Source organism: Natrialba taiwanensis DSM 12281, assembly GCF_000337595.1.
GTDB classification, from domain to species: Archaea; Halobacteriota; Halobacteria; order Halobacteriales; family Natrialbaceae; genus Natrialba; species Natrialba taiwanensis.
On record NZ_AOIL01000018.1, the window covers coordinates 27,687 to 51,196 of the forward strand.

20 protein-coding genes are annotated in these 23,510 nt (G+C 60.7%); 16 read left to right on the forward strand and 4 right to left on the reverse strand.

What is annotated here, in order from left to right:
* Nucleotides 1-98: 98 nt before the first annotated feature.
* From C484_RS06420 to C484_RS06430, 3 genes are all read left to right on the forward strand, one after another.
* The gene (locus tag C484_RS06420) at nt 99-1,373 is read left to right on the forward strand and encodes an ABC transporter substrate-binding protein (protein ID WP_049915064.1); all 1,275 of its coding nucleotides are present in this window, start codon (nt 99-101) and stop codon (nt 1,371-1,373) included.
* A complete protein-coding gene (locus C484_RS06425) occupies nt 1,373-4,030 on the forward strand; it encodes a methyl-accepting chemotaxis protein (RefSeq protein WP_006825133.1) in 2,658 nt (885 codons plus the stop codon). Before C484_RS06420 ends, C484_RS06425 begins: the two co-directional genes overlap by 1 nt.
* A gap of 97 nt (nt 4,031-4,127) precedes the next feature.
* Complete coding sequence (locus C484_RS06430) at nt 4,128-4,970, forward strand: polyprenyl synthetase family protein (RefSeq protein ID WP_006825134.1); 843 nt, start codon at nt 4,128-4,130, stop codon at nt 4,968-4,970.
* Nucleotides 4,971-5,083: 113 nt separating this feature from the next.
* Here C484_RS06430 and C484_RS06435 read toward each other — a convergent pair whose 3' ends face one another.
* Nucleotides 5,084-6,355, reverse strand: coding sequence for a DUF373 family protein (locus tag C484_RS06435; protein ID WP_006825135.1), 1,272 nt, complete (start codon nt 6,353-6,355; stop codon nt 5,084-5,086).
* A 134-nt stretch (nt 6,356-6,489) separates the two neighbouring features.
* Between C484_RS06435 and C484_RS06440 the strand changes: the two genes are divergently transcribed.
* Nucleotides 6,490-7,485 carry a radical SAM protein gene (locus C484_RS06440; RefSeq protein ID WP_006825136.1) on the forward strand — a complete coding sequence of 332 codons (996 nt, stop codon included), beginning with the start codon at nt 6,490-6,492 and terminating at the stop codon, nt 7,483-7,485.
* A gap of 320 nt (nt 7,486-7,805) precedes the next feature.
* Nucleotides 7,806-8,612: a hypothetical protein gene (locus C484_RS06445; RefSeq protein ID WP_006825137.1), complete on the forward strand. Its 807-nt coding sequence runs from the start codon at nt 7,806-7,808 to the stop codon at nt 8,610-8,612.
* A gap of 32 nt (nt 8,613-8,644) precedes the next feature.
* On the opposite strand, the gene C484_RS06450 is transcribed toward C484_RS06445, so the two are convergent.
* Nucleotides 8,645-9,991, reverse strand: coding sequence for a helix-turn-helix transcriptional regulator (locus C484_RS06450; protein ID WP_006825138.1), 1,347 nt, complete (start codon nt 9,989-9,991; stop codon nt 8,645-8,647).
* Between the two features lie 347 nt (nt 9,992-10,338).
* Between C484_RS06450 and C484_RS06455 the strand changes: the two genes are divergently transcribed.
* Both C484_RS06455 and C484_RS06460 read left to right on the forward strand, forming a co-directional pair.
* Nucleotides 10,339-11,577, forward strand: coding sequence for a DUF7096 domain-containing protein (locus C484_RS06455; RefSeq protein WP_049915067.1), 1,239 nt, complete (start codon nt 10,339-10,341; stop codon nt 11,575-11,577).
* A gap of 76 nt (nt 11,578-11,653) precedes the next feature.
* Nucleotides 11,654-12,178, forward strand: a complete 525-nt coding sequence (locus C484_RS06460) for a type IV pilin (protein ID WP_006825140.1) — start codon at nt 11,654-11,656, stop codon at nt 12,176-12,178.
* 56 nt (nt 12,179-12,234) lie between these two features.
* Here C484_RS06460 and C484_RS06465 read toward each other — a convergent pair whose 3' ends face one another.
* Entirely contained in the window at nt 12,235-12,858 is a 624-nt protein-coding gene (locus C484_RS06465; protein WP_006825141.1) for a methyltransferase domain-containing protein, read from the reverse strand.
* Between the two features lie 190 nt (nt 12,859-13,048).
* On the opposite strand from C484_RS06465, the gene ahaH reads away from it, so the two are divergent.
* The 9 genes from ahaH to C484_RS06510 all read left to right on the forward strand — a co-directional run bounded on the left by ahaH (nt 13,049) and on the right by C484_RS06510 (nt 23,195).
* Nucleotides 13,049-13,381, forward strand: a complete 333-nt coding sequence (gene ahaH, locus C484_RS06470) for an ATP synthase archaeal subunit H (RefSeq protein WP_006825142.1) — start codon at nt 13,049-13,051, stop codon at nt 13,379-13,381.
* Nucleotides 13,382-13,385: 4 nt separating this feature from the next.
* A complete protein-coding gene (locus C484_RS06475) occupies nt 13,386-15,686 on the forward strand; it encodes a V-type ATP synthase subunit I (RefSeq protein WP_006825143.1) in 2,301 nt (766 codons plus the stop codon).
* 2 nt (nt 15,687-15,688) lie between these two features.
* Nucleotides 15,689-15,958, forward strand: a complete 270-nt coding sequence (locus C484_RS06480; protein WP_006107801.1) for a hypothetical protein — start codon at nt 15,689-15,691, stop codon at nt 15,956-15,958.
* A gap of 20 nt (nt 15,959-15,978) precedes the next feature.
* Entirely contained in the window at nt 15,979-16,560 is a 582-nt protein-coding gene (locus tag C484_RS06485; RefSeq protein WP_006825144.1) for a V-type ATP synthase subunit E, read from the forward strand.
* Between the two features lie 70 nt (nt 16,561-16,630).
* Nucleotides 16,631-17,713 carry a V-type ATP synthase subunit C gene (locus tag C484_RS06490; protein WP_049915079.1) on the forward strand — a complete coding sequence of 361 codons (1,083 nt, stop codon included), beginning with the start codon at nt 16,631-16,633 and terminating at the stop codon, nt 17,711-17,713.
* Entirely contained in the window at nt 17,710-18,078 is a 369-nt protein-coding gene (locus tag C484_RS06495) for a V-type ATP synthase subunit F (protein ID WP_006107798.1), read from the forward strand. Before C484_RS06490 ends, C484_RS06495 begins: the two co-directional genes overlap by 4 nt.
* Nucleotides 18,079-18,081: 3 nt before the next feature.
* Nucleotides 18,082-19,845, forward strand: a complete 1,764-nt coding sequence (locus C484_RS06500; RefSeq protein WP_006825146.1) for an ATP synthase subunit A — start codon at nt 18,082-18,084, stop codon at nt 19,843-19,845.
* A gap of 2 nt (nt 19,846-19,847) precedes the next feature.
* Nucleotides 19,848-21,278, forward strand: a complete 1,431-nt coding sequence (locus tag C484_RS06505; protein ID WP_006825147.1) for an ATP synthase subunit B — start codon at nt 19,848-19,850, stop codon at nt 21,276-21,278.
* A 243-nt stretch (nt 21,279-21,521) separates the two neighbouring features.
* A complete protein-coding gene (locus tag C484_RS06510; protein WP_006825148.1) occupies nt 21,522-23,195 on the forward strand; it encodes a long-chain-fatty-acid--CoA ligase in 1,674 nt (557 codons plus the stop codon).
* A 25-nt stretch (nt 23,196-23,220) separates the two neighbouring features.
* Here the strand turns inward: C484_RS06510 and C484_RS06515 are convergent, their stop codons facing one another.
* Complete coding sequence (locus C484_RS06515; RefSeq protein ID WP_006825149.1) at nt 23,221-23,508, reverse strand: hypothetical protein; 288 nt, start codon at nt 23,506-23,508, stop codon at nt 23,221-23,223.
* Between the last annotated feature and the right edge of the window lie 2 nt (nt 23,509-23,510).

Here is a 23,510-nt window from a genome sequence, read left to right on the forward strand (position 1 = left end):
GACAATGATTAATCATTTGAAGAGAGTGTCAGATATATTTATACAGTTTTTGGTGACTGTACAGCACAATTATAAACCAGTAATCTGATAGCACGGATATGACGTTCCGACCGAATCGCCGGGAACTCTTGGTGGGGGCCGGTACCGCATCACTTGGCGGGCTTGCCGGATGCCTTTCTGACGTTCCCGTGCTTGGCACGGATGAACAAGCCGACGACAGTGTCGGTGGTACAGACAGAACACTCAAACTCGGGATACTGAGTCCACTCAGCGGCGGTCTCGAGGGGATCGGTACAGCGACTCGAGATGCTGCGTTGTTACCGATCGAACGATTCGAGGACGAAACAGACCTGTCGATAGACTATCAGGTCGGCGACACGGAGACCTCGCCCAGCGCGGGCGTCCAGAGTGCGAACGACCTCGTCAATGCGGGATACCCGATGGTCAACGGGCCACTGGCCTCCGACGTGACGCTGCAGGCGACCCAGCAGGTGCTGATTCCGTACCGGGTCGTCAACTGCTCGGCCGGCGCGACCTCGCCGACGATCACCTCGGTGAACGACGCCGGACTGAGCTTTCGCACCGCGCTGTCGGACTCGTTGCAGGCCGTCGCGCTCGCCGAACAGGCCGTCGCGGACTTCGGTGCCGAGAGCGCGGCGTCCCTGTACGTCGACAACGACTACGGCTGGCAGCTTACACAGTCGTTCTCGCAGGCGTTTGAATCCGAACGGGACGGCACGGTCACTGCTAAAGTGGCCGTTACGGAGGGTGCAGACTCCTACGACGATGCGCTCGATACTGCATTGGCGGACGATCCCGACCTCCTGGTCGTCATCGGCTACCCCGATACCGGGGCGCAGCTGTTCGACGACCTGGCCGACCGCGGTGCGCGCGATGATGTCGATGTCCTCGTTACCGAAGGAATGCAGGAGAGCACGCTCCACGAACGCACCGAGCACTCGCTCGACGGAATCCGCGGGACGGCACCGCTCGCAAGCGGGCCGGGCTACGACGAGTTCAGCGAGCAGTACGTCGACGCCTACGACGAGGAACCGGGGCTTTTTACGGCCCACTCCTACGACGCGTCGGCGGTCCTGTTGCTCGCGAACGCCTACGCCGGGCAAAACGACGGGACGGCAATCAGAAACGCGATGCGATCCGTGACGTATACGCCGGGGGAGACGATCACGCCGGCGTCGCTCGCCGAGGGACTCGAACGCGCAGCGCAGGGTGAGAACGTCGCCTACGAGGGCGCCTCGAGTTCAGTCACGTTTGATGAGAACGGTGACGTGATGGGGGCGAACTTCTCGTACTGGGAGTTCGACGAACAGGCAGATGGCGGTATTACAGAACTCGAGCAGGTGAGCGCCTGATGTCGGCGCTTTCGAAACTGGTGCCGTCGTTCATCAGACGGCGATACCTGTTCAAGTTCGTGATCTCGATCCTGGCGGTTGTGCTCGTGATCGGTGCCATCGGTGCGGTGAGCTACGCCCAGATCGACCAGACGGTACGGGACGATTCGAGCGACCAGCTCCAGTCGACCGCCGAGTTACAGGCTGAAGCGATCGGCGACTGGGTCGCAAACATGAACGTTCAGACGCGGACTGCGTCCGCAACGCCGGCCGTCCAGGACGGCGACGTGCAGGCGATCCAGGGCGCGATCGTCGAAGAACAGGCGCGGATGGGCGTCGACGTGCGGGCGATCCACTACGTCGATACCAGCGAGGGTGAAGTCCTCACGAGTACGGACGCCCAACTTCGCGGCACCGAACTCGACGCCGTCGAGGACCCGTGGTCCGAGACCGACTTCGAAGACGAACTCACGCTCGACGAGGACGTCTGGAACTCGGAGCAGGCCTACGAATCCGCGGCCCTGAACGATCAGGTGATGGCCTTCGCGAGTCCGGTCCCCGAGCGGGACGACCACGTGATGGTCGTTATCGGAACGCTCGAGTACCGCGTCGACCAGCTTCAGCAGGACGGGGCAGCCGGATCGACGGCGATCGTCGACCAGCGCGGTGATGCCGTGCTCCAGACCGGTTCGGGCGAGTTCACGAATCAGACCGACGAGGACGCGATTGAAGACGCTCTCGGCGGTCGGTCGAGCCAGATCGAAGACGAGGACGTCGTTCAGGCGTACGTCCCCGTCGGGGACACCGAGTGGGTCGCGGTCACGACCGTTCCGACGGAGCAGGCCTACGGCGTCGCGAGCGACGTCGGCACGAACGTCATCGTGATGGTCCTCGTGAGTCTGGTCGCGCTCGGACTCGTCGGCGTCGTGCTCGGACGACAGACCGTCGTCCCGCTCACCGAACTTCGTGACCGGGCGGCGGCGATGGAAGGCGGCGATCTCGAGGTCGACCTCGAAACGTCCCGTATCGACGAGATTGGGCGTCTCTACGACGGCTTCGACAGCATGCGCACGTCGCTGCGAGACCAGATTCAGGAGGCCGAATCCGCCCGCGCGGATGCCGAGAAAGCACGCGCCGAGACCGAGGCGATGAATCACCACCTCGAATCGAAGGCCGACGAGTACCGCGACGTGATGGAACTGTGTGCCGAAGGCGATCTCACGCAGCGACTCGATCCCGAAAGCGATAACGAAGCGATGACCGACATCGCCGTCGCGTTCAACGAAATGGTCGACGAACTCGAGGAGACGACGGCACACGTCAAGTCTTTCGCAGACGAGGTGGCCGCAGCGAGCGAGGAAGTCACAGCGAGCGCCGAGGAGGTTCGCTCCGCGTCCGGGCAGGTCAGTCACTCCATTCAGGAGATTTCCGACGGCGCGGACCGACAGAACAAGAACCTGCAGGCAGTCTCCGACGAGATGAGTGGCCTCTCGGCGACCACCGAACAGATCGCCGCCTCATCGAACCAGGTCGCCGACATCGCCGAACAGACGGCCGAAACCGGCCGATACGGTCGCGAAGCGGCCCGTGAGGCGATCGAAGGCATGCACGAAATCGAAGCCGAATCGACCGAGACCGTCGAGGCCATCGAGGACCTCACCGCCGAGATGGAACAGATCGACGAACTGATCGAGTTCATCACGGAGGTCGCCCGCGAGACGAACATGCTCGCGTTGAACGCGAACATCGAAGCGTCCCGGAGCGGCAGCGGCGACAAGAAAGGCGAAGGGTTCGCCGTCGTCGCCGCCGAGGTCAAGGAACTGGCCGCCGACACGAAGGAGACGGCCGAGGACATCGAGACGCGTCTCGAACGGATCAACGACCGCACTGAACGGACGGCGACGGAGGTCGAGAAGACGGCGGACAAGATCTCCTCGCACGTCGACGCGGTCGAGAACGCCGCGGAGGCGCTTGACGAGATCGCCGACTACGCACAGGAGACCAACGACGGCGTCCAGGAGATCTCCGCAACGACCGAACAGCAAGCCGCCTCGACCCAGGAGGTCGTCGCCATGGTTTCGACGGCGACGGACATCTCCGAATCGACGGCGACCGAATCCCAGCGCGTCGCCGCCGCTGCTGAGGAACAGACCTCCGCCCTCTCGGAGGTCACGAAAAGCGCCGGCTCGCTCGCCAACCAGGCCTCGCACCTGAACGAGATGCTCGACCGCTTCGACACCGATTCCGCGGTCGAGTCGGCGGGCGTCTCGCCCAGCGAACTCGTCGACGGCGACTACGAGCCAACGCTCGAGTTCGACGAGACCGATCTCGAAACCGACGCCGGTACCGACGACGCGTCGGCTGAACTCGCGACGACCGATGCGACCGGTGACTCGGGCACGATACTGGACGAATCGACAAGCGACGACACGGCCGATACCGAGGCGGCAAGTGGGGAGAAACCTGACTCAGAATTCGACTCAGAAGCTGACTCCGAAACTGAGTCCGCGTCTGAACCCGATTCCGACTCGAACGACATCGAAACCGAATCCAGCGACGATACCGATGCCGATGCCGATGCCGATGCCGAGACGGATACGGACGGCGAGACGACCGAAACGGACGACGAACCGGTCGATCCGTTCACCTACGACGAAGTCGACGACGGGAGCAACTGACGGCTCGAGTCGCGTGAACGGGGCGAACTGAGACACGCACTCACGAACCCTCGACCGAACCGTCACGTACTTTTTCCCACCTTCCCAAACGCTGGCAATGGAACTTCTGGAGCGCAGACGGGCGCTAATCGAGGAACGTCTCCGCGACGTGGTCGAGGGTATCGACCCCGAGGCGCTCTCCGAGGAAGTGCGCCACGTCACGCTCTCCGGAGGCAAACGCGTCCGGCCGATGGTCACCATTCTCGCCTGTGAGACCGTCGGCGGCACCGCCGAGGACGCAGTCGAGTTCGGCGTCGGCATCGAACTCGTCCACACCGCCTCCCTCGTCGTCGACGACATCATCGATCGCTCGGAACTGCGCCGCGGCACCGAAAGCGCCTGGGCCGCCTTCGGCCACGGCCCCGCGATCATCACCAGCGACGGCCTCCTCGGTGAGGCTTTCGACCTCTTCGCCGCCGATCCCGACGCGATGCGCGCCGTCACCGATGCTATGGTCGAACTCGGCGTCGGCGAAGCGACCGAACTCTCCGCCCAGCCCGCCTCCGAAGCGGAGTACATGACGCTCGCGAGACGAAAGACCGGCGCGCTCTTCCGAGCCGCGGCTGAACTCGGGGCGATCGCCGCCGATTCGGAGCCGGAGACGGTCGAGGCGCTCGGCGAGTATGCCGAACGAGTCGGCGTCGCCTTCCAGATCAGAGACGACGTGCTGGACGCGGTTGCCGATGCCGAGGAGTTAGGAAAGCCGACCGGCCACGATGCCGCCATGGAGCGCCCGTCGGTCATCCAGGTAACCGACCTCTCGCCCGAGGAGGCAAATGCCCGTGCGCAATCTGAAGCCGATCGAGCGTTAGCCGCCCTGGATCGAGTCGATGCCGCCGATCCAGAGGCCAGCGCGTATCTGCAACAGTTGGCAGAGTTCGTCGTCGAACGGGAGCGATAGCGGTCGATATGAACGCGAGTGGGGATGGAGGTGGGAGAGGATGGGATGCAACCGCAACGTGCACCCGGTGTGACGACGGTGGATTATCGATGGGTATCGAGAATCGTCGAGGATTAGGGAGGGTTGTCCGTCGCATGTCGCTCCTCCGATTCCGCCTCAGCTTCCGACTCCGTATTCGTCGCCGATCTTGCGTTCAGGTGTGCGTTTGCGTTTGAACTCGGCTCTGGCCCCGGACCCGGGCCCGGCCCAAGATCCGAGTCCGACGGGGAACCCGCACCAGTTTCGGTTCCTCTCTCCGAGCCCGCGTTCGAGTCGGCAAATTTCGACTCGGCGACTGCAAAGAGCAGGGTGCTTCCGATACCGAGGAGCGTGCCGGCTGTCAGCGCCGTTGCGAGATACGTGATCGTGACGGTGCCGAGGAAAAAGGCGCTCACGGCGTGGAGGACGATCGCAATCGAGAGCACGTAGAACGGTGCGTTGAGGTAGCGCCATTCGAAGGTCCCCGCGATGTACTCGTCGGTGATTTGGCCGAGACTCGTCGTAATCCCGGCCGCCGCGAGCCACTGAATCGACCCGTAGACGAGCGCGGCGACCATGACTGGCGCGCTCACGCGGCCAGTAGTCTCACGCTGCACTCGTTCCAAGGTGTTCAGTCCGTTCATCCCACCGAGGGTGAACAGCGCGGCGGCGACGACATACGCGAGCAGTGTCGTCCGACCGGCATACAACGAGCGGCGAGCGCGTTCGACCGCCGCGTCGAGTCGCTCGCCGAGACCCAACCCGCGCGAGATGAGATAGAGACCGAGGAGTGCCGAAGTCGTTCCAAGCACCAAGCCGGGCATCTCGAGCGCGCTCCCGAGCAGTGCGAGCGGGTAGATGAGCAGCAGGATTCCGAGCGGGATCAACACGGTTCCCCGCGTTTCGGGGTCGTCGAGAACCTGCTTGATGGTGTAGTACATCGACTCCAGATTCTGGGCTTGCCTGACCACGACCCGACGGACGCCGTCGATCGGAACTCGCGAGCGGATGATCGGGATCACGGATTCGTCCTGTGCACCGTCGGTGACGACGAGCGTGGTAACGTCTTCCGCCGTCGAGAGGCTCGCAAGCACGGTATCGACCTCGTCGCCGACCTCCCGGTTGGCCTTGACATCGCCCTCGTCGTTCCCGGTGACGACGGCGACCTCGACGCTCTCGTCGCGCTCGTCTAAGTCGTCGTAGATGTGCAACCCCTGGAAGATGACGTTGACATCCGAGTCCTCCGGATCTGCGGTCGCGAGCGCGACGGCTGCCTCTTCGACGGGCTCGCGGCCGATAACCGGCGTCGAAAAGCCCGTCTTGCGACCGAGGTCATCGTCGAGATCAACACACAGGACCAGCAGCATCGATGGGATGTTTGTCGGCGCGGTATATGCCTTTTCTGGGCTGACCGAGTGTACAGGGATGCCACAATGGCCCAAACAGGCCGCGGTCCGATCCGTGCAGTTTTTGAACGCGGCCCGACAACCCAGTATACTGAATGATATCGAAGGGCTGTGAGCAGTGCGCGAAGGGCGGCAAGATGGTGCTGTTCGTCTACGGTTACTGCGACCAGCGCGACTGCTTTTACTGCCCGCTCGGCGAGAACCGCAAGAACGTCACCGACGTCTACGCGAACGAGCGACTCGTCGAGTCGGATGAAGACGTTCTCGAACAAGCCCACCGAATGGACGCGCTCGGAACCTCGATTACGGGCGGCGAACCCCAGGAGGCTCTCGACCGCACCTGTCACTACCTTGAGTTGCTCACGGACGAGTTCGGTGAGGATCACCACACCCACCTCTATACGGGCATCCCCGGCGGCCGCGAGAACATGCGCCGCCTCTCCGAGGCCGGTCTCGACGAGATTCGCTTCCACCCGCCGTACGAACAGTGGGGCGACCTCCACGGCACCGAGTGGGAAGACATCCTCTATATCGCCCGTGAAGAAGGACTTACTCCGGCCTTCGAGATCCCCGGTATCCGCGCCGAAACGGAGTTCCTCGACTTTCTCGACGAGGGCGCTGCCGACTTTTGCAACGTCAACGAGTTCGAGATGTCCCAGGGGAACTACCGCCGGATGCAAGAGCAGGGCTTCGAACTTAAGGAGGGCCACATGAGCGCCGTCGACGGCTCCCGGGAGGACATTCTCGACGTAATGGGCGACCACGAGCGCGTCTACTTCTGTACCTCGGTGTTCAAGGACGCCGCCCAGCACCGCCGCCGACTCAAGCGCATGGCCCGAAACGTCCGCCGCGAGTTCGACGACGTGACCGACGACGGGACGCTAGTCTACGGCAAGACCTACGCCGAACCGGAGCGCTTCGCTGAACTCGGGGTGCCGGAGGAGTTCTATACCGTCAAATCGGCGCACGTGGAGGTCGCCTGGTGGCTGTTAGAGGAGATGATCGAGGAGGGCGATCTGGAAGAGGGTGAAATCGTCGAGCAGTATCCGAGTTACGACGGACAGGTCGTCGAGCGAACGCCGCTGGCCTGACCGCGTCCGAGACGACAGCAAGACGACAACAAGGTGCGTACCCTTTTGTGCGCTGTGAGTGATGAAACATAAAACAGCAACCCAATCGAGCGGCGTCCGCTGTAACGCTGTGAGTATCTGCGACCAGGAACAGGAACAGGACCCAGCGAGTAAACGACCACGGGTCGGGTGACCCGTTGAACTCTCGCTGTTCGCTTTACTCTGTAGACCCAATAGACTGACCGTTCCACAGCGGCCAACACTGCAGAATCAGCCAGTTCGAGCCGGAACAAGCCCGTCAGCCGACAATCGAGCCAGTGTCGCTTATCCACGTCGTAATAATGGCCCGTCGGCGTGACCGAACGGTTACGATGCAGTTCAGGAAACTCGCTGTCGTCGCGGTTGCACTACTCGTGGTCCTCTCGGGGTGTAGTGCCTTCGGTGGATCACAGCCGGACGCGTCGAACGAGTCGACGGCAGATGATACTGATACAGGCCCAAATGCAGATGGAGACACAGGTGACAACGGAACCGAGAATACCAACGACACGACTCACTCGAACGGAACCGCGGATACAGGGTCCGAAACGGGCGACAATAGTGGTAATACAGCCGGCGATGGCAATGAAGCCACCGACGGCGAAGACGAAACGGCCACCGAGGACTGGTCGCCCCCTCAGGAACCGAACCGGCCACTGGAGGACAAAAGTGAGGATCGGATCGAGAGCGTCGAGTTCGTCGACACGGAACCCGCAGCAGACGGGGGGGGCTACTCGAACTTCAATCTCGAAGTCGTCGCCAATACCAGCATGGAGAACGTGGACCCGCCGGAACACGGCGACGTGATCGGCGAGCCGTACTTCTTCGTCAAAATCAACGAGGGACCGGGTGAGCGAAAACTCATCGAACGAACCGGTCAGGTCCAAATGGAGGACAACGGCACGTACCACATCGACGTACGACCGGCCGGAATCGAGGAGTTCGCCGATAGAGACCTGTCTCTCGAAGTCTTCTTGATGGACGAGGACAAGGACTGGGACGACATCTACGACGCCGTCGGCACGAGCATTCAGTTCAACCCGGAGACGGAAACCGAGGGCGAAACCGAAACCGAGACGACAACTAACTCGACGTCGAACGACAAGTAACCCGCCGTAACTGGAGATCAATTTCGTCCAGATCAGTCGATCTCGGTTGGGTCCACTTCCGGTAGCGTAATCAGGTTCTCGCGCCCGATCCGTAACTTCTCGATCTGATCGTCCTCATCCATCTGCGAGAGCAACTGCGAAACCTTGGCGTTCGACCACCCCGTCTCCGAAACGATCGCCGCCTGTTTCATCCGCCCACCGTTCCTGGTGAGCATCCGTTGTACCCGCTCTTCGTCGCTCAGCAACTCCGGATCAATATCCTCGTTTACCGGCTCGGTGAACTCGAACTGCGTCCCCTCGCCTTCCGACGGCACATCTGCAGCCGGCTCCCGTGGGGGCCCGGTGCTCTCAGTGCCACTCCGAACAGCATCTGAATCGGCTGCAACACCCGGTTCGCCATCAGGAGACTCATCTCGTTCAAACGAAAGTATCCCTTCGAGCGATGACCGAACCTCGTCCCACGTCTTTCCGTTCCGGGACGCCACCGCCCGGCCCAGGACAATGATCGCGATAATACCCACCAATGCAATGACCGCCAGTACCGGTCCATCGGTAATCAGACCCCAAATGCCGGTACTCGGCTGGGCACCGCGGAGGAAGACAATTTCGAGTTCGTTCTCACTGAACTCGTGGGGACCGTTCCAGGTGAGCTGCGTTGGCGTGTCGAGGCCGTAGTTGTCCGGTGATTCGATGACGAGCCGCTGGCCGCTAGAGAGCGTCGAGATTACATAGTCGTTCGAATCCGTCTGCAGCGCCTCGCCGAAGTAGATGCGATCGCCCTCGATCGTTGCAAAGTTCGTCCAGGTGAAGGTGTAGGAAATGATACCTATTTTAGCGCTCTCGTAGTCAGTACTGTCCGTATCGTCTGTCTCGATGGCATCCTCGTACGGTTTCACGTCGTACTCGTTCCAGCCTGCATCGGTGATCGACATGTCTTGGTTAGTCGAGTTACTGGCTTCGCTCGCCTGTTGACGGAACTCTTGGATCGGGAAGTCGGTGTCTGCATCTCGTTGACCATCGGTGACCGCCGCTGCATAATCGGTGAAGGCGTCGACTTCATCCTCATCATCCAGGATGACGCGGTGTTCTATGGCCCAGTGTGTGTCGCCGTCATCGGTGACGTTGATGCGTATGATTTGGTCGAGTTGGTCGCCATAGCTCGCGTATGCGTAACGTTTCTCCGTGTTTCCATAGCTATCGGCTAGCGTGGCGGCTTCGGCCGTAGATGCAGTAGGTGACTGCTCAACTGTTGCCTGTGGCTGCTCGATTCCAGCAGAAGGGGTGCCGGCGCGTGCTGACGGCGCCGCAGCCACCGAACCGAATGACGTGGTGGCAAGGAGGGCGATGAGGGCAAGTGTTCCGGCGGTGGACAACCGCATATCTATCAACTGGTGGTTTCCCGGGGGAAAAAACGCTTTCCATCGACAATTAAAGCGTTATCACGACTTGCAAACGGTATCTTCGTCCAACAGCAGTTCGTAGTTTGATGGTTGCATACTATAGAATTCTCACGTGAAACGTCTTCTTCTGTACTATCAGCCGTCTAAAGTCACATGAAAAGTAATCCATACGATATGTATCCCAATGACGAACCGACCGCTTCACACCGGCAACGAGGACGAAACGTCTCCGGTCACCCGACCGGTGATATTTTTGTATTGTGTTGGGAACCGGTGATTTCGCAAGTGCGACTCGTTTTTATATCATGAATTCATAAGCCCAGACAATGAACAACGCGGCTCCTGCCCTCCTCGCGTTGCTTCTCGTCTGTTCGCTGCCTGTGATGACAGTCGTCGCAGCATCACCCGAACAGGAAGCAAGTACTGGCGGTAGCGCGAACCAGCACTATCGTCTGCAAGAGGGGGCCCAAACAACGCCGATAGCGATCGAGAATACGACGAACCAACTTCCGCTATCGGGCGGTATACAAGGATCACACGCCGAAACGGGAGCAGACCTTGGTGCCTCACTCGCGAGTAGCAGTGTTCAAATGCAGGTCGATTACGAGCAGTATACTCTTGTCGATCAAGAGTTCGCCCAAGCAACGAATGACGAGCAAGTAGCGATGATCCAAGCGGCATACAACCGCACTCAGGAGCGAATCAACGCTCTTGACGAACGTGAACGCACCGCTGTCAGGGCCCATGCAGACGGCGATTTAAGCGATAGAGAATTAATCCAGGTTTATTTAGAGACCTATCATGAGGCAGTTGTGCTTTCTGACTTGCTCACAGACCTGAAGGTCCGGGCCGACCAGGTGTCAGATTACTCACTTCCCGCTCAACAGCCGCGTACTGACCAGAAGACCCTCGATTTCTACACATCGACGATACGGACGAACATCGCCGATGCATCACAATCAATTAGATCCGGTAATACGTATGAATACCGGATTCAGACGTCACAGAACGGCTATAGGCTTTCGACACTGAGCGGTGATTCGTATCTCATCGAGACGGCACGGTTCGACAACCGCGATACGACTGAACAGAATCAGTACCAGTCTCAAGATGAGGCACAAGAGCGCCTCAAGGAACTCTACCCCTGGACGCTCAGCCATCGAGGCTCTCACACGCAGGACAATAGCGTGGAGAATTTCTATTGGCTCTCTCTCGATCATCCACACGGTGAACTCAGTACGTATCTTGATGGCGGGACGGGTGATATTTACCAAGAGATACAAGTAGTCTCAGCCGACTCCTTACCGACAGTAGAATCCAAGACGAAGTCCTGGAACTCGAGTTTCGAGGTGACGCTGAACAAGACGCCAGCGAATGGTCCAGTCCAATTAACGGCCACCGATATAGATACGGGTGAGCCAATACAGGCAACAATTATGATTGACGGCGTCGAGATCGGTGAAACCGATGAGAACGGACAACTCGAATATCTGCCACCCGCCGAAACGTATGATCTCGCCATCAACGGTGAATCGAGTCGTGTGAGTACGGGGATCCCGTGGTAGTCGTGGCGAAACTCGGTTCGTGACAACGGAGCGTTGATCCGATACTTTATATCAGAAACCGAATCCAGTCTGGCACGTGACTATCGGTTCCGCTGTATCAGCAGCATCAGTAAGGGATGATGCACGCGCTGACCGTTCTGGTACCCGTGCAATTAGCCCCGTTATTGGGGTTGTCTTACTCCTTGCCGTTACTATCTGTCTTGTTGCAGTTGTCACCGCCGGTATCGCGACGTGGTCGATCGATACGCCGGCGCCAACTGCGGCATTCGAACTCCAGGCCGACGGCGACGATTCGACGATCACCCTCGAACACATCGCTGGCGATTCAGTCACCGTCGACCAACTCTCACTGACGGTTCGTATTGACAATACTGAACTCGAAAAACAGCCGCCGATTCCGTTCGTCGGAGCGGAGGGATTTCGTGGAACGCCGGACGGACCGTTCAACGCTCAAGCGGATTCAACGTGGCAAACCGGTGAGCGAACCACCATTACACTCGCTGGGAACAATACGCCATCACTGAAGAGTGGCGACACAGTGACCGTCACGCTCGGGTTTGATGGCCAACTGCTAACGGAAGTAGAAACGACGGCAACGTAAGAGCGGACTGACTGCCGGCAGGTGGTTTCGAGTATCAAGCAACTTCTCGGGACGCGTTACTTTGGCGCGCGTCCAATCGTTGTAATCGCAACATCCGGGTTGTACGACGGTCCGAGGAACGCGTGTTTCACGTTGTCAAAGCCGGCCCGTTTGAACATCCGGTCGGCCTCGTACTCGTCGTAAAACAGCATGATCGAATCGACCAGTCGCTGTGCCAGTACGTTATCAGGATAGTTTGGCCCGACAACGAGCACCTGGCCGCCGGGTTTGAGCACGCGTCGAATTTCCCTGAGTGCGAGGATCGGATTTGGCCAGTACTCGATCGATCCGGAGGACCAGACGACATCGAACGTGTCGCTCGCGAACGGGAGGCGTTCGGCGTCGCCACGGTGGAAGTGGATCGGTGGTGCGCGTTTCCCAAACTTCGCGTAGGCCTGTTCGAGCTGATGGTTGCTTTGATCGAGCGCGTACACTTCCTCGACGTGATCGAGGAGGCCTTCGGTCGCGAAGCCGGTTCCACAGCCGAGGTCGAGTACCGTCATCTCCGAATCGAACTCGAGCAAGGAAAGCGCGTCCTCACGCATCTCCTCGTTCCAGATGAACGGGTTCACCTGATCGTAGACCGTCGAGAGGTACTTATAGAACAGCCGTGCCCTGGCTTTGTTCTCGAGGATTCCCATTGAGAGTTCGATTTTCGTCCAACCGGGATATGTCTGCTGTTCCGTCTCGCGGTGTCTGACCAGTGGACGGCTAGTGTTCGACTAGAGATGCTCGCACGTAACACAGAGACCGAATTTCGAGGCCAGTGAACCCGAGACGCTTTCGCAACTACCATATACGCGCTGTCGCAAACGTTCCCTTGCTTAGAGTATGCCGAGGCCACAGGTTCTCGAACGAATTACGTCGGCGGAGGAAGAGGCCGACGAGATCGTCGCATTGGCAGAAAACGACCGCGACGAGCGAATTACCGAGGCCCGGGAACGTGCCGAGGAGATTCGCACGGAAGCGGAACAAGAGGCGCAAGATCTCAAAGAACGCCGTCTGGAGGAGGCGCGCGACGAGATCGACGCGGAGTGTGAACGCGTCCTCGAAGAGGGCGAACAGGAGCGCGAGGCGCTCGCCGAGCGTGCCCAAGACCGGGTCGACGAAGTAACAGACCACGTCGTCTCCCTGTTCCAGGAGGACGTCCATGCTCAGACCTGAGCGGATGAGCAAGGTCTCGGTGACCGGTGCAAAGGGCATCATGCCCACGGTCATCGAGACGATTCACGAACTGAATCTGGTCCATCTCTCGGACTACGACGGGTCCTGGGAGGGCTTCGACAACGGCAACCCAATCGAGGGTGCCGACGACGCCTCCGAAAAACTCGTCACTGTCCGAGCACTCGAGAGTACGCTGGATCTCGCGGACGCGGAGACCCCCGCTCCCCGGGGCACGCTTGCGGACAACTGGGAACAGCGACTCGAGGAAGTGCGCACCCGAGTCAACGAACTCGACGACCAGCGCACCGAGATCCGCGAAGAACTACGCCAGGTCGAAGACCGAATCGACCGCGTATCTCCCTTCGCCGAACTCGGAATCGATCTCGACTTGCTCTCGGGATACGAAACGGTTGACATCCTCGTTGGCGAGGGCTCACCCGGCGAAATCGAAGCCGAACTCGATGCCGCCGAGGACATCCGCGCCTACGAAACGTTCACCAGCGGCGATGTCATCGCGATCGTCGCCGCACCGACCGACGCCGTCGAGGCGGCTGTCGATGAAAGCGAAAGCGGAAGCGAAGACGACGGCAACGTCATCGACGATGCCCTCGTCGGAATCGAGTTCACTCGTTACGACGTTCCGGACACCGACCAGAGCCCGTCAGGCTACGTCGCCGAACTCGAAGAGCGAAAAACCGACCTCGAGTCGCGTCTCACCGAAATCGACGATGAACTCGAGCGCATCGAACGCGAGGACGGCCAGTTCCTGCTCCAGCTCGAAGAGGAACTGACGATCGAGGTCCAGCGCGCGGAAGCCCCGCTGCAGTTTGCGACCAGCAACCGGGCGTTCATTGCGGAAGGCTGGGTGCCATCCGACGAGTTCGGTCGACTCACTACGGCGCTGCGGAACGCCGTCGGTGACAGCCTCGAGATCGAAGAACTCGAGCGTGCGAGCTACGACCGTCACGGTGCACACTCGCACACGGAAGAGATCCAGAAAGGAACCCCGGAGGGAGACGCGGATGCGCCAGCACAGACTGACGCAGACGCCACCGCCGATGACGAGGCCGCCGACGGCGAGAAACAGACGGCTGTCACGGACGGCGGCTCGGCGGTTACGATGGGCGATGAGCCTCCGACGATCCAGGACAATCCCTCTGCAGCCAAACCGTTCGAGGTGCTGGTTCAGGCGGTCAACCGTCCGAAGTACAGTGAACTCGATCCGACGATATTCCTGTTCCTGACGTTCCCGGCGTTCTTCGGGTTCATGATCGGGGACGTGGGATACGGGCTCCTGTACGTGGCCATTGGTGCGTACATGGCCACCCAGTTCGACAGCAAGGGAATTACGAGTCTCGGCGGCGTCGCCATCTGGGCGGGGCTGTTCACGATCCTGTTTGGGTTCATCTACGGCGAAATCTTCGGGTTACACGTGCTCGGCGAGGTGCTCTGGCACGACACGCTGCACGTCGACTTGCTCCCGTTGAACAAGGGACTTGAGCCGGCGGCCGCCGACTTCGCGCTCGGCTGGATGGTCGTAAGCGTGATTGCCGGCATCGTCCACCTGAACATCGGGTACATCCTCGACTTCTACGAGAACATGAGCCACGGCGTCAAAGACGCCGTCATGCACAGCGGTTCGTGGCTTCTGATGCTCAACGGCATCTGGATCTGGATCTTCTCGGCGCAGGCCAGGGGATCGAAACCGGACTTCCTGTTCAACACGTTCGCGAGCGACGGGCCGTTCCCGATCGGGTTCACCGGATTCCCGGAGTGGGGACTCGTGACGATTCCGCTGGGAGTTACTGAATTCCTGCTTACAGCACCGTTGCTCGTCTTCCTGATCGGCTTCGTTATGCTCCTCGTCACTGACACCGTCGAGGCGGTCGAGGCGCTCGACGTCATCGTCAACGTGTTCTCGTACACCCGGATGGGCGCAGTGTTGCTCGCGAAGGCCGGCATGGCGTTCGTGGTCAACCTGCTGTTCTTCGGTGCGTACCGGGACCCAGATGGCGCGTTCCACTTCCTGCGGACCCACGAGCCAAGTTACGTCGCCGAACACTACGGCGACGGTGCCGAGGTCATCTTCAACGGCCTCATGCACTCGGGGACCGCAGCGCTTGTCGGCGGGCTCGTCATTCTCGTCGTCGGTCACCTCGTTGTGCTAGCGCTTGGCGTGACAAGCGCCGGCTTACAGGCTGTACGCCTCGAGTACGTCGAGTTCTTTAACAAGTTTTATGAAGGCGGTGGAGCGAACTACGAACCGTTCGGACACGATCGAAACGACACTGAGGACCACTACTAATAATGATTGAAAACGCAGCAGACTTCGCAAATATCGTCCTGCAGAATGGTACCGTCGAAGAAAGTCCGTTCCTGACCGACGCCGGGGCCGCAGCGCTTGCCGTCGGTCTCGCCGCGCTCGCATCGGGATACGCAGAGCGCGGGATCGGTGCAGCTGCAGTTGGCGCACTCGCGGAAGACGATGACCTGTTCGTGCCGGGACTGATTATGACAGTCCTGCCGGAGACGCTCGTGATCCTTGCGCTGGTCGTCGTCTTCATCGTCGGCGCGTAACCACACCCCTTCTCTCACCAATGAGTTTGGACACAGTTGTCGAAGACATTCGAGAAGAGGCTCACGCGCGTGCGGAGGACATCCGTGAAACTGGCGAGACACGCGCTGAGGAGATCGAATCGGCAGCCGAGGCCGACGCCGAGGAGATCGTTGCCGAGGCCGAGGCCGAGGCCGATCGAGAGATCGAGCAGTTGCGCGAACAGCGACTCTCCAGTGCGAAACTGGAGGCGAAACAAAAGCGCCTGGAGGCCCGCCGTGACGTTCTCGGCAACGTCCGCGAGGAAGTCGAAGCCGAACTCGCGTCCCTCGAGGACGACACCCGCGAAGAACTCACCCGCGATCTCCTCGACGCCGCGAGTTCGGAGTTCGACGAGGACGACGATGTCAGCGTCTACGGTCGGAGCGACGACCGGGAACTGATCGAGTCGATCCTCGCGGACTACGACGGCTACGAGTTCGCCGGCGAGTACGACTGTCTCGGTGGCGTCGTCGTCGAGAGCGAGCAGTCCCGCGTTCGAGTCAACAACACGTTCGACTCGGTGCTCGAGGACGTCTGGGAAGACAACCTCCGGGAGATCAGCACCCAACTCTTCGATCAATGAGCACGGTCGTTACCACTCGCATGGCTCGTGAGCCACTCCCTGCAAACACTCACCACACGTGGTGGTTCGCGTGAGTGTCGGTGCCTCGAATCCGGAATACGTGAACGCTCGCGTTCGGTCCCGCCGAGCCTCGCTGTTCGCAGACGAAGACTATCGGAAGCTGATCCGGATGGGGCCGAGCGAAATCGCGCGGTTCATGGAGGAAACGGAGTACGAACGCGAGATCAACGCACTCGGTACGCGTTTTTCGGGGGTCGATCTGATCGAGTACGCCCTCAACCAGAATCTCGCCAAGCACTTCGACGATCTGCTGGAGTGGTCGGACGGACGACTGTACGACCTCATCTCCCGGTACCTCCGAAAATTCGACGTCTGGAATCTCAAGACGATCATCCGCGGTATCTACACCGACACCGGTTCCGAGGAGATCGAGACGGACCTCATCCGTGCCGGTGAACTCGACGATCGAACGCTCGACCGCCTTCTCGAAGTCGATACGATCGAGGACGCGATCGAGATTCTGTCGGGAACGCTCTTCTACGAGCCGCTTTCGGGAGCGTACGCGGAGTTCGAGGAGACCGAAACCCTCGTCGCACTCGAGAACGCGCTGGATCGCGAGTTCTACGAGCACTTACTCGAGGACGTTGGACAATCGCCGGGACAGCTCCAACCCCAGACGCTGCCCCAGGAGGGGCCGATGGGGCGCTACGTCGAGTTCTTGCAGGCCGAAATCGACTTCCGAAACGCGCGGAACGCGTTGCGGCTCGCCCGCAGCGGTGCGGATCTCGATCCGGCGGCCTACTACATCGACGGCGGCGTCCTGTTCGACGAATCCGATTTGAACCGGCTCGTCGCGGACTACGATGAACTCGTTGACCATATCGCGGAGAACAAGCGGTACGGCGACCGGTTGTCGGGCGCGCTGGGTCGATTGCGCGATGCTGACAGCCTTATCCAGTTCGAGCACGCACTAGACGCTGCGTTGCTCGAGTACGCCGATACGCTCTCGAGCATCTATCCGGTCTCGATTTCGGCCGTGCTGTCGTACATCCTCGCGAAAGAACGCGAGGTCGAGAACATCCGTGCGATCGCGCGGGGTCGGGAGGTCGGGCTGACAGAGAGCGAGATCGAAGAGGAACTGGTGATTCTATGAGTCAGGAAATCGCAGTCGTCGGCAGTCCGGAGTTTACGACCGGATTCCGACTCGCAGGCGTCCGTCGATTCGAGAACGTCCCGGACGACGAGAAAGATGCTGCACTCGATGATGCCGCCACGACGGTGCTCAACGACGACGAGGTCGGGATTGTCGTGATGCACGATGACGATCTCGAGTTCCTCTCGCGCAACGTCCGTCAGAACGTCGAGACGAGCGTCGAACCGGTCGTCGTCACGATCGGCAGCGGAACCGGTGGTGGCGGGCTACGCGAGCAGATCAAGCGAGCGATCGGGATCGACCTGATGGACGAGAGCGAGGGCGAAACCGAGGAGTCAGCGCAGGCGAACGCAGACAGTGAGTAAACTATGAGCCAGGCAACAGACACCGAAGCCGTCGATGAAGACGGTGTAATCGAAAGCGTGAGCGGTCCGGTCGTGACCGCCACGGACCTCGACGCCCGGATGAACGACGTCGTCTACGTCGGCGACGAAGGGCTGATGGGCGAGGTCATCGAGATCGAAGGGAACCTGACCACGATTCAGGTCTACGAGGAAACCTCCGGCGTCGGCCCGGGCGAACCCGTCGAGAACACGGGCGAGCCCCTGAGTGTCGACCTCGGACCGGGCATGATGGACTCCATCTACGACGGCGTCCAGCGGCCGCTCGACGTCCTCGAAGACAAGATGGGGACCGCGTTCTTGGACCGCGGGGTCGACGCACCCGGCATCGACTTGGAGAAGGAGTGGGAGTTCACTCCGGAAGTCGAAGAGGGTGATGCGGTCGAACCCGGCGATGTCGTCGGAACCGTTCCGGAAACCGTCACCATCGAGCACAAGGTGATGGTGCCGCCGGACTACGAGGGCGGCGAAATCACGACGATCAAGAGCGGCGAGTTCACCGTCGAAGAGACGGTCGCTGAACTCGATAGCGGCGAGGAGATCCAGATGCACCAGGAGTGGCCGGTCCGACAGGCCCGGCCCGCCGGTGACAAGGAAACGCCGACCGAGCCGCTCGTGACTGGACAGCGCGTTCAGGACGGTCTGTTCCCGCTTGCGAAGGGTGGAACGGCGGCGATTCCCGGTCCGTTCGGCTCCGGGAAGACCGTCACCCAGCAGCAACTCGCCAAGTGGTCCGACGCGGATATCGTCGTCTACATCGGCTGTGGCGAGCGCGGCAACGAGATGACCGAAGTCATCGAGGACTTCCCGGAGCTGCCGGACCCACAGACTGGGAACCCGCTGATGGCTCGGACTTGCCTCATCGCAAATACGTCGAACATGCCCGTCGCGGCGCGTGAATCCTGTATCTACACGGGAATCACAATCGCGGAGTACTACCGCGACATGGGCTATGACGTGGCGCTGATGGCCGACTCCACCTCGCGGTGGGCGGAGGCCATGCGTGAAATATCGAGCCGACTCGAGGAGATGCCCGGAGAAGAAGGGTATCCTGCCTACCTGGCCGCGTCGCTGTCGGAGTTCTACGAGCGCGCCGGCAAGTTCGAACTCATCAACGGCGGCGAGGGGTCGATTTCGGTCGTCGGGGCCGTCTCGCCACCAGGTGGAGACTTCTCCGAACCGGTCACCCAGAACACGCTGCGTATCGTCAAGACCTTCTGGGCGCTCGACGCAGACCTTGCGGAACGACGACACTTCCCATCGATCAACTGGAACGAATCCTACTCGCTGTACAAGGACCAACTCGACCCCTGGTGGGAGTCGAACGTCGCCGGCGACTGGTCCGACGTTCGCCAGTGGGCCGTCGACGTGTTAGACGAGGAGGACGAACTCCAGGAGATCGTTCAACTCGTCGGGAAAGACGCACTGCCGGAAGACCAACAGCTCACGCTCGAAGTCGCTCGCTACCTGCGTGAAGCGTGGCTTCAGCAGAACGCCCTTCACGACGTCGACACCTACTGTGAGCCAGAGAAGACCTACCGGATGCTCCAGGCGATCAAGACGTTCAACGACGAGGCCTTCGAGGCGCTCGAGGCGAGCGTTCCGGTCGAGGAGATTCAGGACGTCGACGCTACCCCGCGGCTCAATCGGATGGGTACCGCAGAGGAGTGGAACGAGTTCATCGACGAAATCGAGAGCGACCTCAAGGAACAACTGCGAGCACTGTACTAACGATGAAAGAATACCAGACTATCACGGAGATCAGCGGTCCGTTGGTGTTCGCCGAGGTCGACGAGCCCGTCGGATACGACGAGATCGTCGAGATCGAGACACCACAGGGAGAGACCCTGCGCGGACAGGTACTGGAATCGAGTGAGGGAGTCGTCTCGATTCAGGTGTTCGAGGGGACTGGCGGCATCGACCGCAACGCCTCCGTTCGCTTCCTGGGCGAGACGATGAAGATGCCCGTCACCGAGGATCTGCTCGGGCGGGTCCTAGACGGGTCCGGGAACCCCATCGACGGGGGGCCGGAGATCATTCCCGACCAGCGCCAGGATATCGTCGGCGAGGCGATCAATCCCTTCTCCCGGGAGTACCCAGAAGAGTTCATTCAGACCGGCGTGTCCGCCATCGACGGCATGAACACGCTGGTTCGCGGACAGAAGCTGCCGATCTTCTCCGGTTCCGGGCTGCCGCACAACGAACTCGCACTGCAGATTGCGCGACAGGCGACCGTGCCGGAGGAGAGTGACGGAGACGGTGACGGTGAGGGCGACGAGGATGGCTCCGAGTTCGCCGTTATCTTCGGTGCGATGGGTATCACCGCCGAGGAGGCGAACGAGTTCATGGAGGACTTCGAGCGAACGGGCGCACTCGAGCGGTCGGTCGTCTTCATGAACCTCGCGGACGACCCGGCCGTCGAACGGCAGGTCACGCCGCGACTCGCACTGACGACGGCGGAGTATCTCGCCTTCGAGAAGGACTATCACGTGCTGGTCATCCTGACGGACATGACCAACTACTGTGAGGCGCTGCGCGAGATCGGTGCCGCACGCGAGGAGGTTCCGGGCCGGCGTGGCTATCCCGGATACATGTACACCGACCTGGCACAGCTCTACGAGCGTGCGGGTCGGATCGAGGGCAAGGACGGCTCGGTCACGCAGATTCCGATCCTGACGATGCCCGGCGACGACGACACGCACCCGATTCCGGACCTGACCGGCTACATTACGGAGGGTCAGATCGTGATGGACCGGAACCTGAACAGTCAGGGTATCGAGCCGCCGGTCAACGTCCTGCCGTCGCTGTCCCGACTGATGGACGACGGGATCGGTGAGGGCCTGACCCGTGAGGATCACGGCGACGTCTCCGACCAGATGTACGCCGCCTACGCGGAAGGTGAAGACCTGCGCGACCTCGTGAACATCGTCGGTCGCGAAGCGCTGTCCGAGCGGGACAACAAGTTCCTCGACTTCGCCGACCGCTTCGAGACAGAGTTCGTCCAGCAGGGGTACGATACCAACCGATCCATCGAGGAGACGCTCGAACTCGGCTGGGATCTGCTCTCTGACCTGCCGAAAACGGAACTCAACCGGATCGACGAAGAACTCATCGAAGAGCACTACCGCGAAGACGAGCAGGAAGCTGCCGAAGTCGAGGCCTAAGCGCCTTCAGTCGCTGTTTACGTTCATTCGTTCGGTTTGCTATTGATAGCTGGCTCGATGACACACCGGTCCCGCGAGCCACAGTGGCAGCGACGTACCACTTGAAACTGTTTACACACTCGCTCGACAGCTGTGGATCAGGTGTGTACTGACTTGCAGTGGCTACTATCGGGTACCGATCCGTGAGCCCAGTACTGCCCCAACCAAAACAACCATAATCATTGTTGGTCCTGGTTGAGGTGTATGCACAAACCACTGCTCGTGACGGATTTTCTCGACCGGGCACGGCGTCACTACGGGGACGAGGAGGCCGTCGTCGCGACAACGGGGGAACGGTTCACCTACGCTGAACTCGGGGAGCGCGCGGACCGGTTCGCGTCGATGCTCCAGGATCGCGGCGTCGAGAAGGGTGATCGCGTTGCAGTGCTCGATCCGAACACGCACTACCAGCTCGAGGCGGCCTACGGGACGATGCAACTCGGGGCGGTCCATACGCCACTCAACTATCGGTTGACGCCCGAGGACTACGCGTACATTCTCGAAGACGCGGGCGTGGACGTGATCTACGCCGACTACGAGTTCGCCGAGAAGGTCGAGGCCATTCGTGAAGAGGTGCCAACGGAGACGTTCATCACGAACGACATCGATGCCATCGGGACTGAGGGTGGCGATACTGGGGCCTCCGCATCGGACGAATCAGACGCAACCGACGAGGCGTGGGAGTCGTTCGGCGATTTACTCGCGGACGCAACCGCCGAGTACGACCGCCCGACGATGGCCGAGGACGACATCATCACGATCAATTACACCTCGGGAACGACCGGCGACCCGAAGGGCGTCTGTCGAACCCACCGCACCGAGTCGCTCCACGCGTACCTGATCTCGATCCATCAGGACATTACGGACGACGATACGTACCTCTGGACACTGCCGATGTTCCACGTCAACGGCTGGGGCCACATCTATGCCGTGACGGGAATGGGCGCGAAACACGTCTGTACGCGCGGGGTCGATGCCGAGTGGATTCTCGAGACGATCCGCGAGGAGGACATTTCGTACCTGTGTGGCGCGCCGACGGTGCTGAACATGCTGATCGACCATTACGAGGACGCGTCCTCGCCCCCGGAAACGAGCGGGGCGAGCGACGTGCGAATTGCAACGGCCGGGAGCGCGCCGCCGGAGGCGACCATCCGTACCGTCGAAGACGAGTTCGACTGGCAACTGAAACACGTCTACGGTGCGACCGAGACCGGGCCACTGATCACGACCTCGGATGCCCGGCGACACCTCGATGCCGATAGCGACGGCCGGTTTGCTATCAAAAAGCGCCAGGGGCTCGGCTTTCTCGGGACCGAGGTCCGCGTCGTCGACGAAGACGGCAACGACGTCCCCCGCGACAAAACGACTATCGGCGAGGTCGTCGTCCGCGGTAATCAGGTCATGGAGAAGTACTGGAACAAGCCCGAGGAGACTGCAGCGGCCTTTTCCGAGCGCCTCGACGGGTATTTCCACACGGGCGATCTCGCAACCGTCGACGAACACGGCATGATCGCGATACAGGATCGCAAGAAAGATATCATCATCTCCGGCGGCGAGAACATTTCGAGTATCGAACTCGAGGATACGCTGTTCGACCATCCCCAGGTTGCCGACGTTGCGGTGATCCCGTCGCCGAGCGACCAGTGGGGAGAGACGCCGAAGGCGTTCGTCATGCCCGCCAGCGGTGACGTGAACGAACCCGGCGTATCGGCGGACGAACTGATCGAGTTCACCCGCGAGAATCTCGCGGGGTACAAGGTGGTCCAGCGGGTCGAGTTCGTCACGCAGTTGCCGACGACGGCGACGGGGAAGGTACAGAAGTACGAACTGCGCGAACGGGAGTGGGAGGACGAAGAGGGGATGGTCGGGCAGGGATAGCGACCAAGTGGTCGTCGGCCGGATGTTACTCTCGGTCGAATTCCCAGCCGTTTCGTGATTCGGCCGGCGGCTCCCTTTTGGAATCCTGTTTTGTCTCGCCGCCGGTAGCAGCACTCTCCCGAGTGGTCTCCCACGTCGTACGGTCGTTGTCAGTCTCGTGGTCCCGATCGAGTCCGCCCTGTTTCTTTGCTGCCTGTTCGGCCTGGTCTCGGTCCACGACGGTCGGATTCGACGTTTCGCTCTCGACCAGGAGATACATGCCGGCCATGAACGCGAACCCAATACAGAGGACGATAATGATGGTGACAGCCATGG

Bases quoted from the DNA above. Each gene is read 5' to 3' on its own strand.
- C484_RS06420 (WP_049915064.1), top strand. From the start codon at position 99: ATGACGTTCCGACCGAATCGCCGGGAACTCTTGGTGGGGGCCGGTACC.
- C484_RS06425 (WP_006825133.1), top strand. From the start codon at position 1,373: ATGTCGGCGCTTTCGAAACTGGTGCCGTCGTTCATCAGACGGCGATAC.
- C484_RS06430 (WP_006825134.1), top strand. From the start codon at position 4,128: ATGGAACTTCTGGAGCGCAGACGGGCGCTAATCGAGGAACGTCTCCGC.
- C484_RS06435 (WP_006825135.1), bottom strand. From the start codon at position 6,355: ATGCTGCTGGTCCTGTGTGTTGATCTCGACGATGACCTCGGTCGCAAG.
- C484_RS06440 (WP_006825136.1), top strand. From the start codon at position 6,490: ATGATATCGAAGGGCTGTGAGCAGTGCGCGAAGGGCGGCAAGATGGTG.
- C484_RS06445 (WP_006825137.1), top strand. From the start codon at position 7,806: ATGGCCCGTCGGCGTGACCGAACGGTTACGATGCAGTTCAGGAAACTC.
- C484_RS06450 (WP_006825138.1), bottom strand. From the start codon at position 9,991: ATGCGGTTGTCCACCGCCGGAACACTTGCCCTCATCGCCCTCCTTGCC.
- C484_RS06455 (WP_049915067.1), top strand. From the start codon at position 10,339: ATGAACAACGCGGCTCCTGCCCTCCTCGCGTTGCTTCTCGTCTGTTCG.
- C484_RS06465 (WP_006825141.1), bottom strand. From the start codon at position 12,858: ATGGGAATCCTCGAGAACAAAGCCAGGGCACGGCTGTTCTATAAGTAC.
- ahaH (WP_006825142.1), top strand. From the start codon at position 13,049: ATGCCGAGGCCACAGGTTCTCGAACGAATTACGTCGGCGGAGGAAGAG.
- C484_RS06475 (WP_006825143.1), top strand. From the start codon at position 13,386: ATGAGCAAGGTCTCGGTGACCGGTGCAAAGGGCATCATGCCCACGGTC.
- C484_RS06480 (WP_006107801.1), top strand. From the start codon at position 15,689: ATGATTGAAAACGCAGCAGACTTCGCAAATATCGTCCTGCAGAATGGT.
- C484_RS06485 (WP_006825144.1), top strand. From the start codon at position 15,979: ATGAGTTTGGACACAGTTGTCGAAGACATTCGAGAAGAGGCTCACGCG.
- C484_RS06495 (WP_006107798.1), top strand. From the start codon at position 17,710: ATGAGTCAGGAAATCGCAGTCGTCGGCAGTCCGGAGTTTACGACCGGA.
- C484_RS06500 (WP_006825146.1), top strand. From the start codon at position 18,082: ATGAGCCAGGCAACAGACACCGAAGCCGTCGATGAAGACGGTGTAATC.
- C484_RS06505 (WP_006825147.1), top strand. From the start codon at position 19,848: ATGAAAGAATACCAGACTATCACGGAGATCAGCGGTCCGTTGGTGTTC.
- C484_RS06510 (WP_006825148.1), top strand. From the start codon at position 21,522: ATGCACAAACCACTGCTCGTGACGGATTTTCTCGACCGGGCACGGCGT.
- C484_RS06515 (WP_006825149.1), bottom strand. From the start codon at position 23,508: ATGGCTGTCACCATCATTATCGTCCTCTGTATTGGGTTCGCGTTCATG.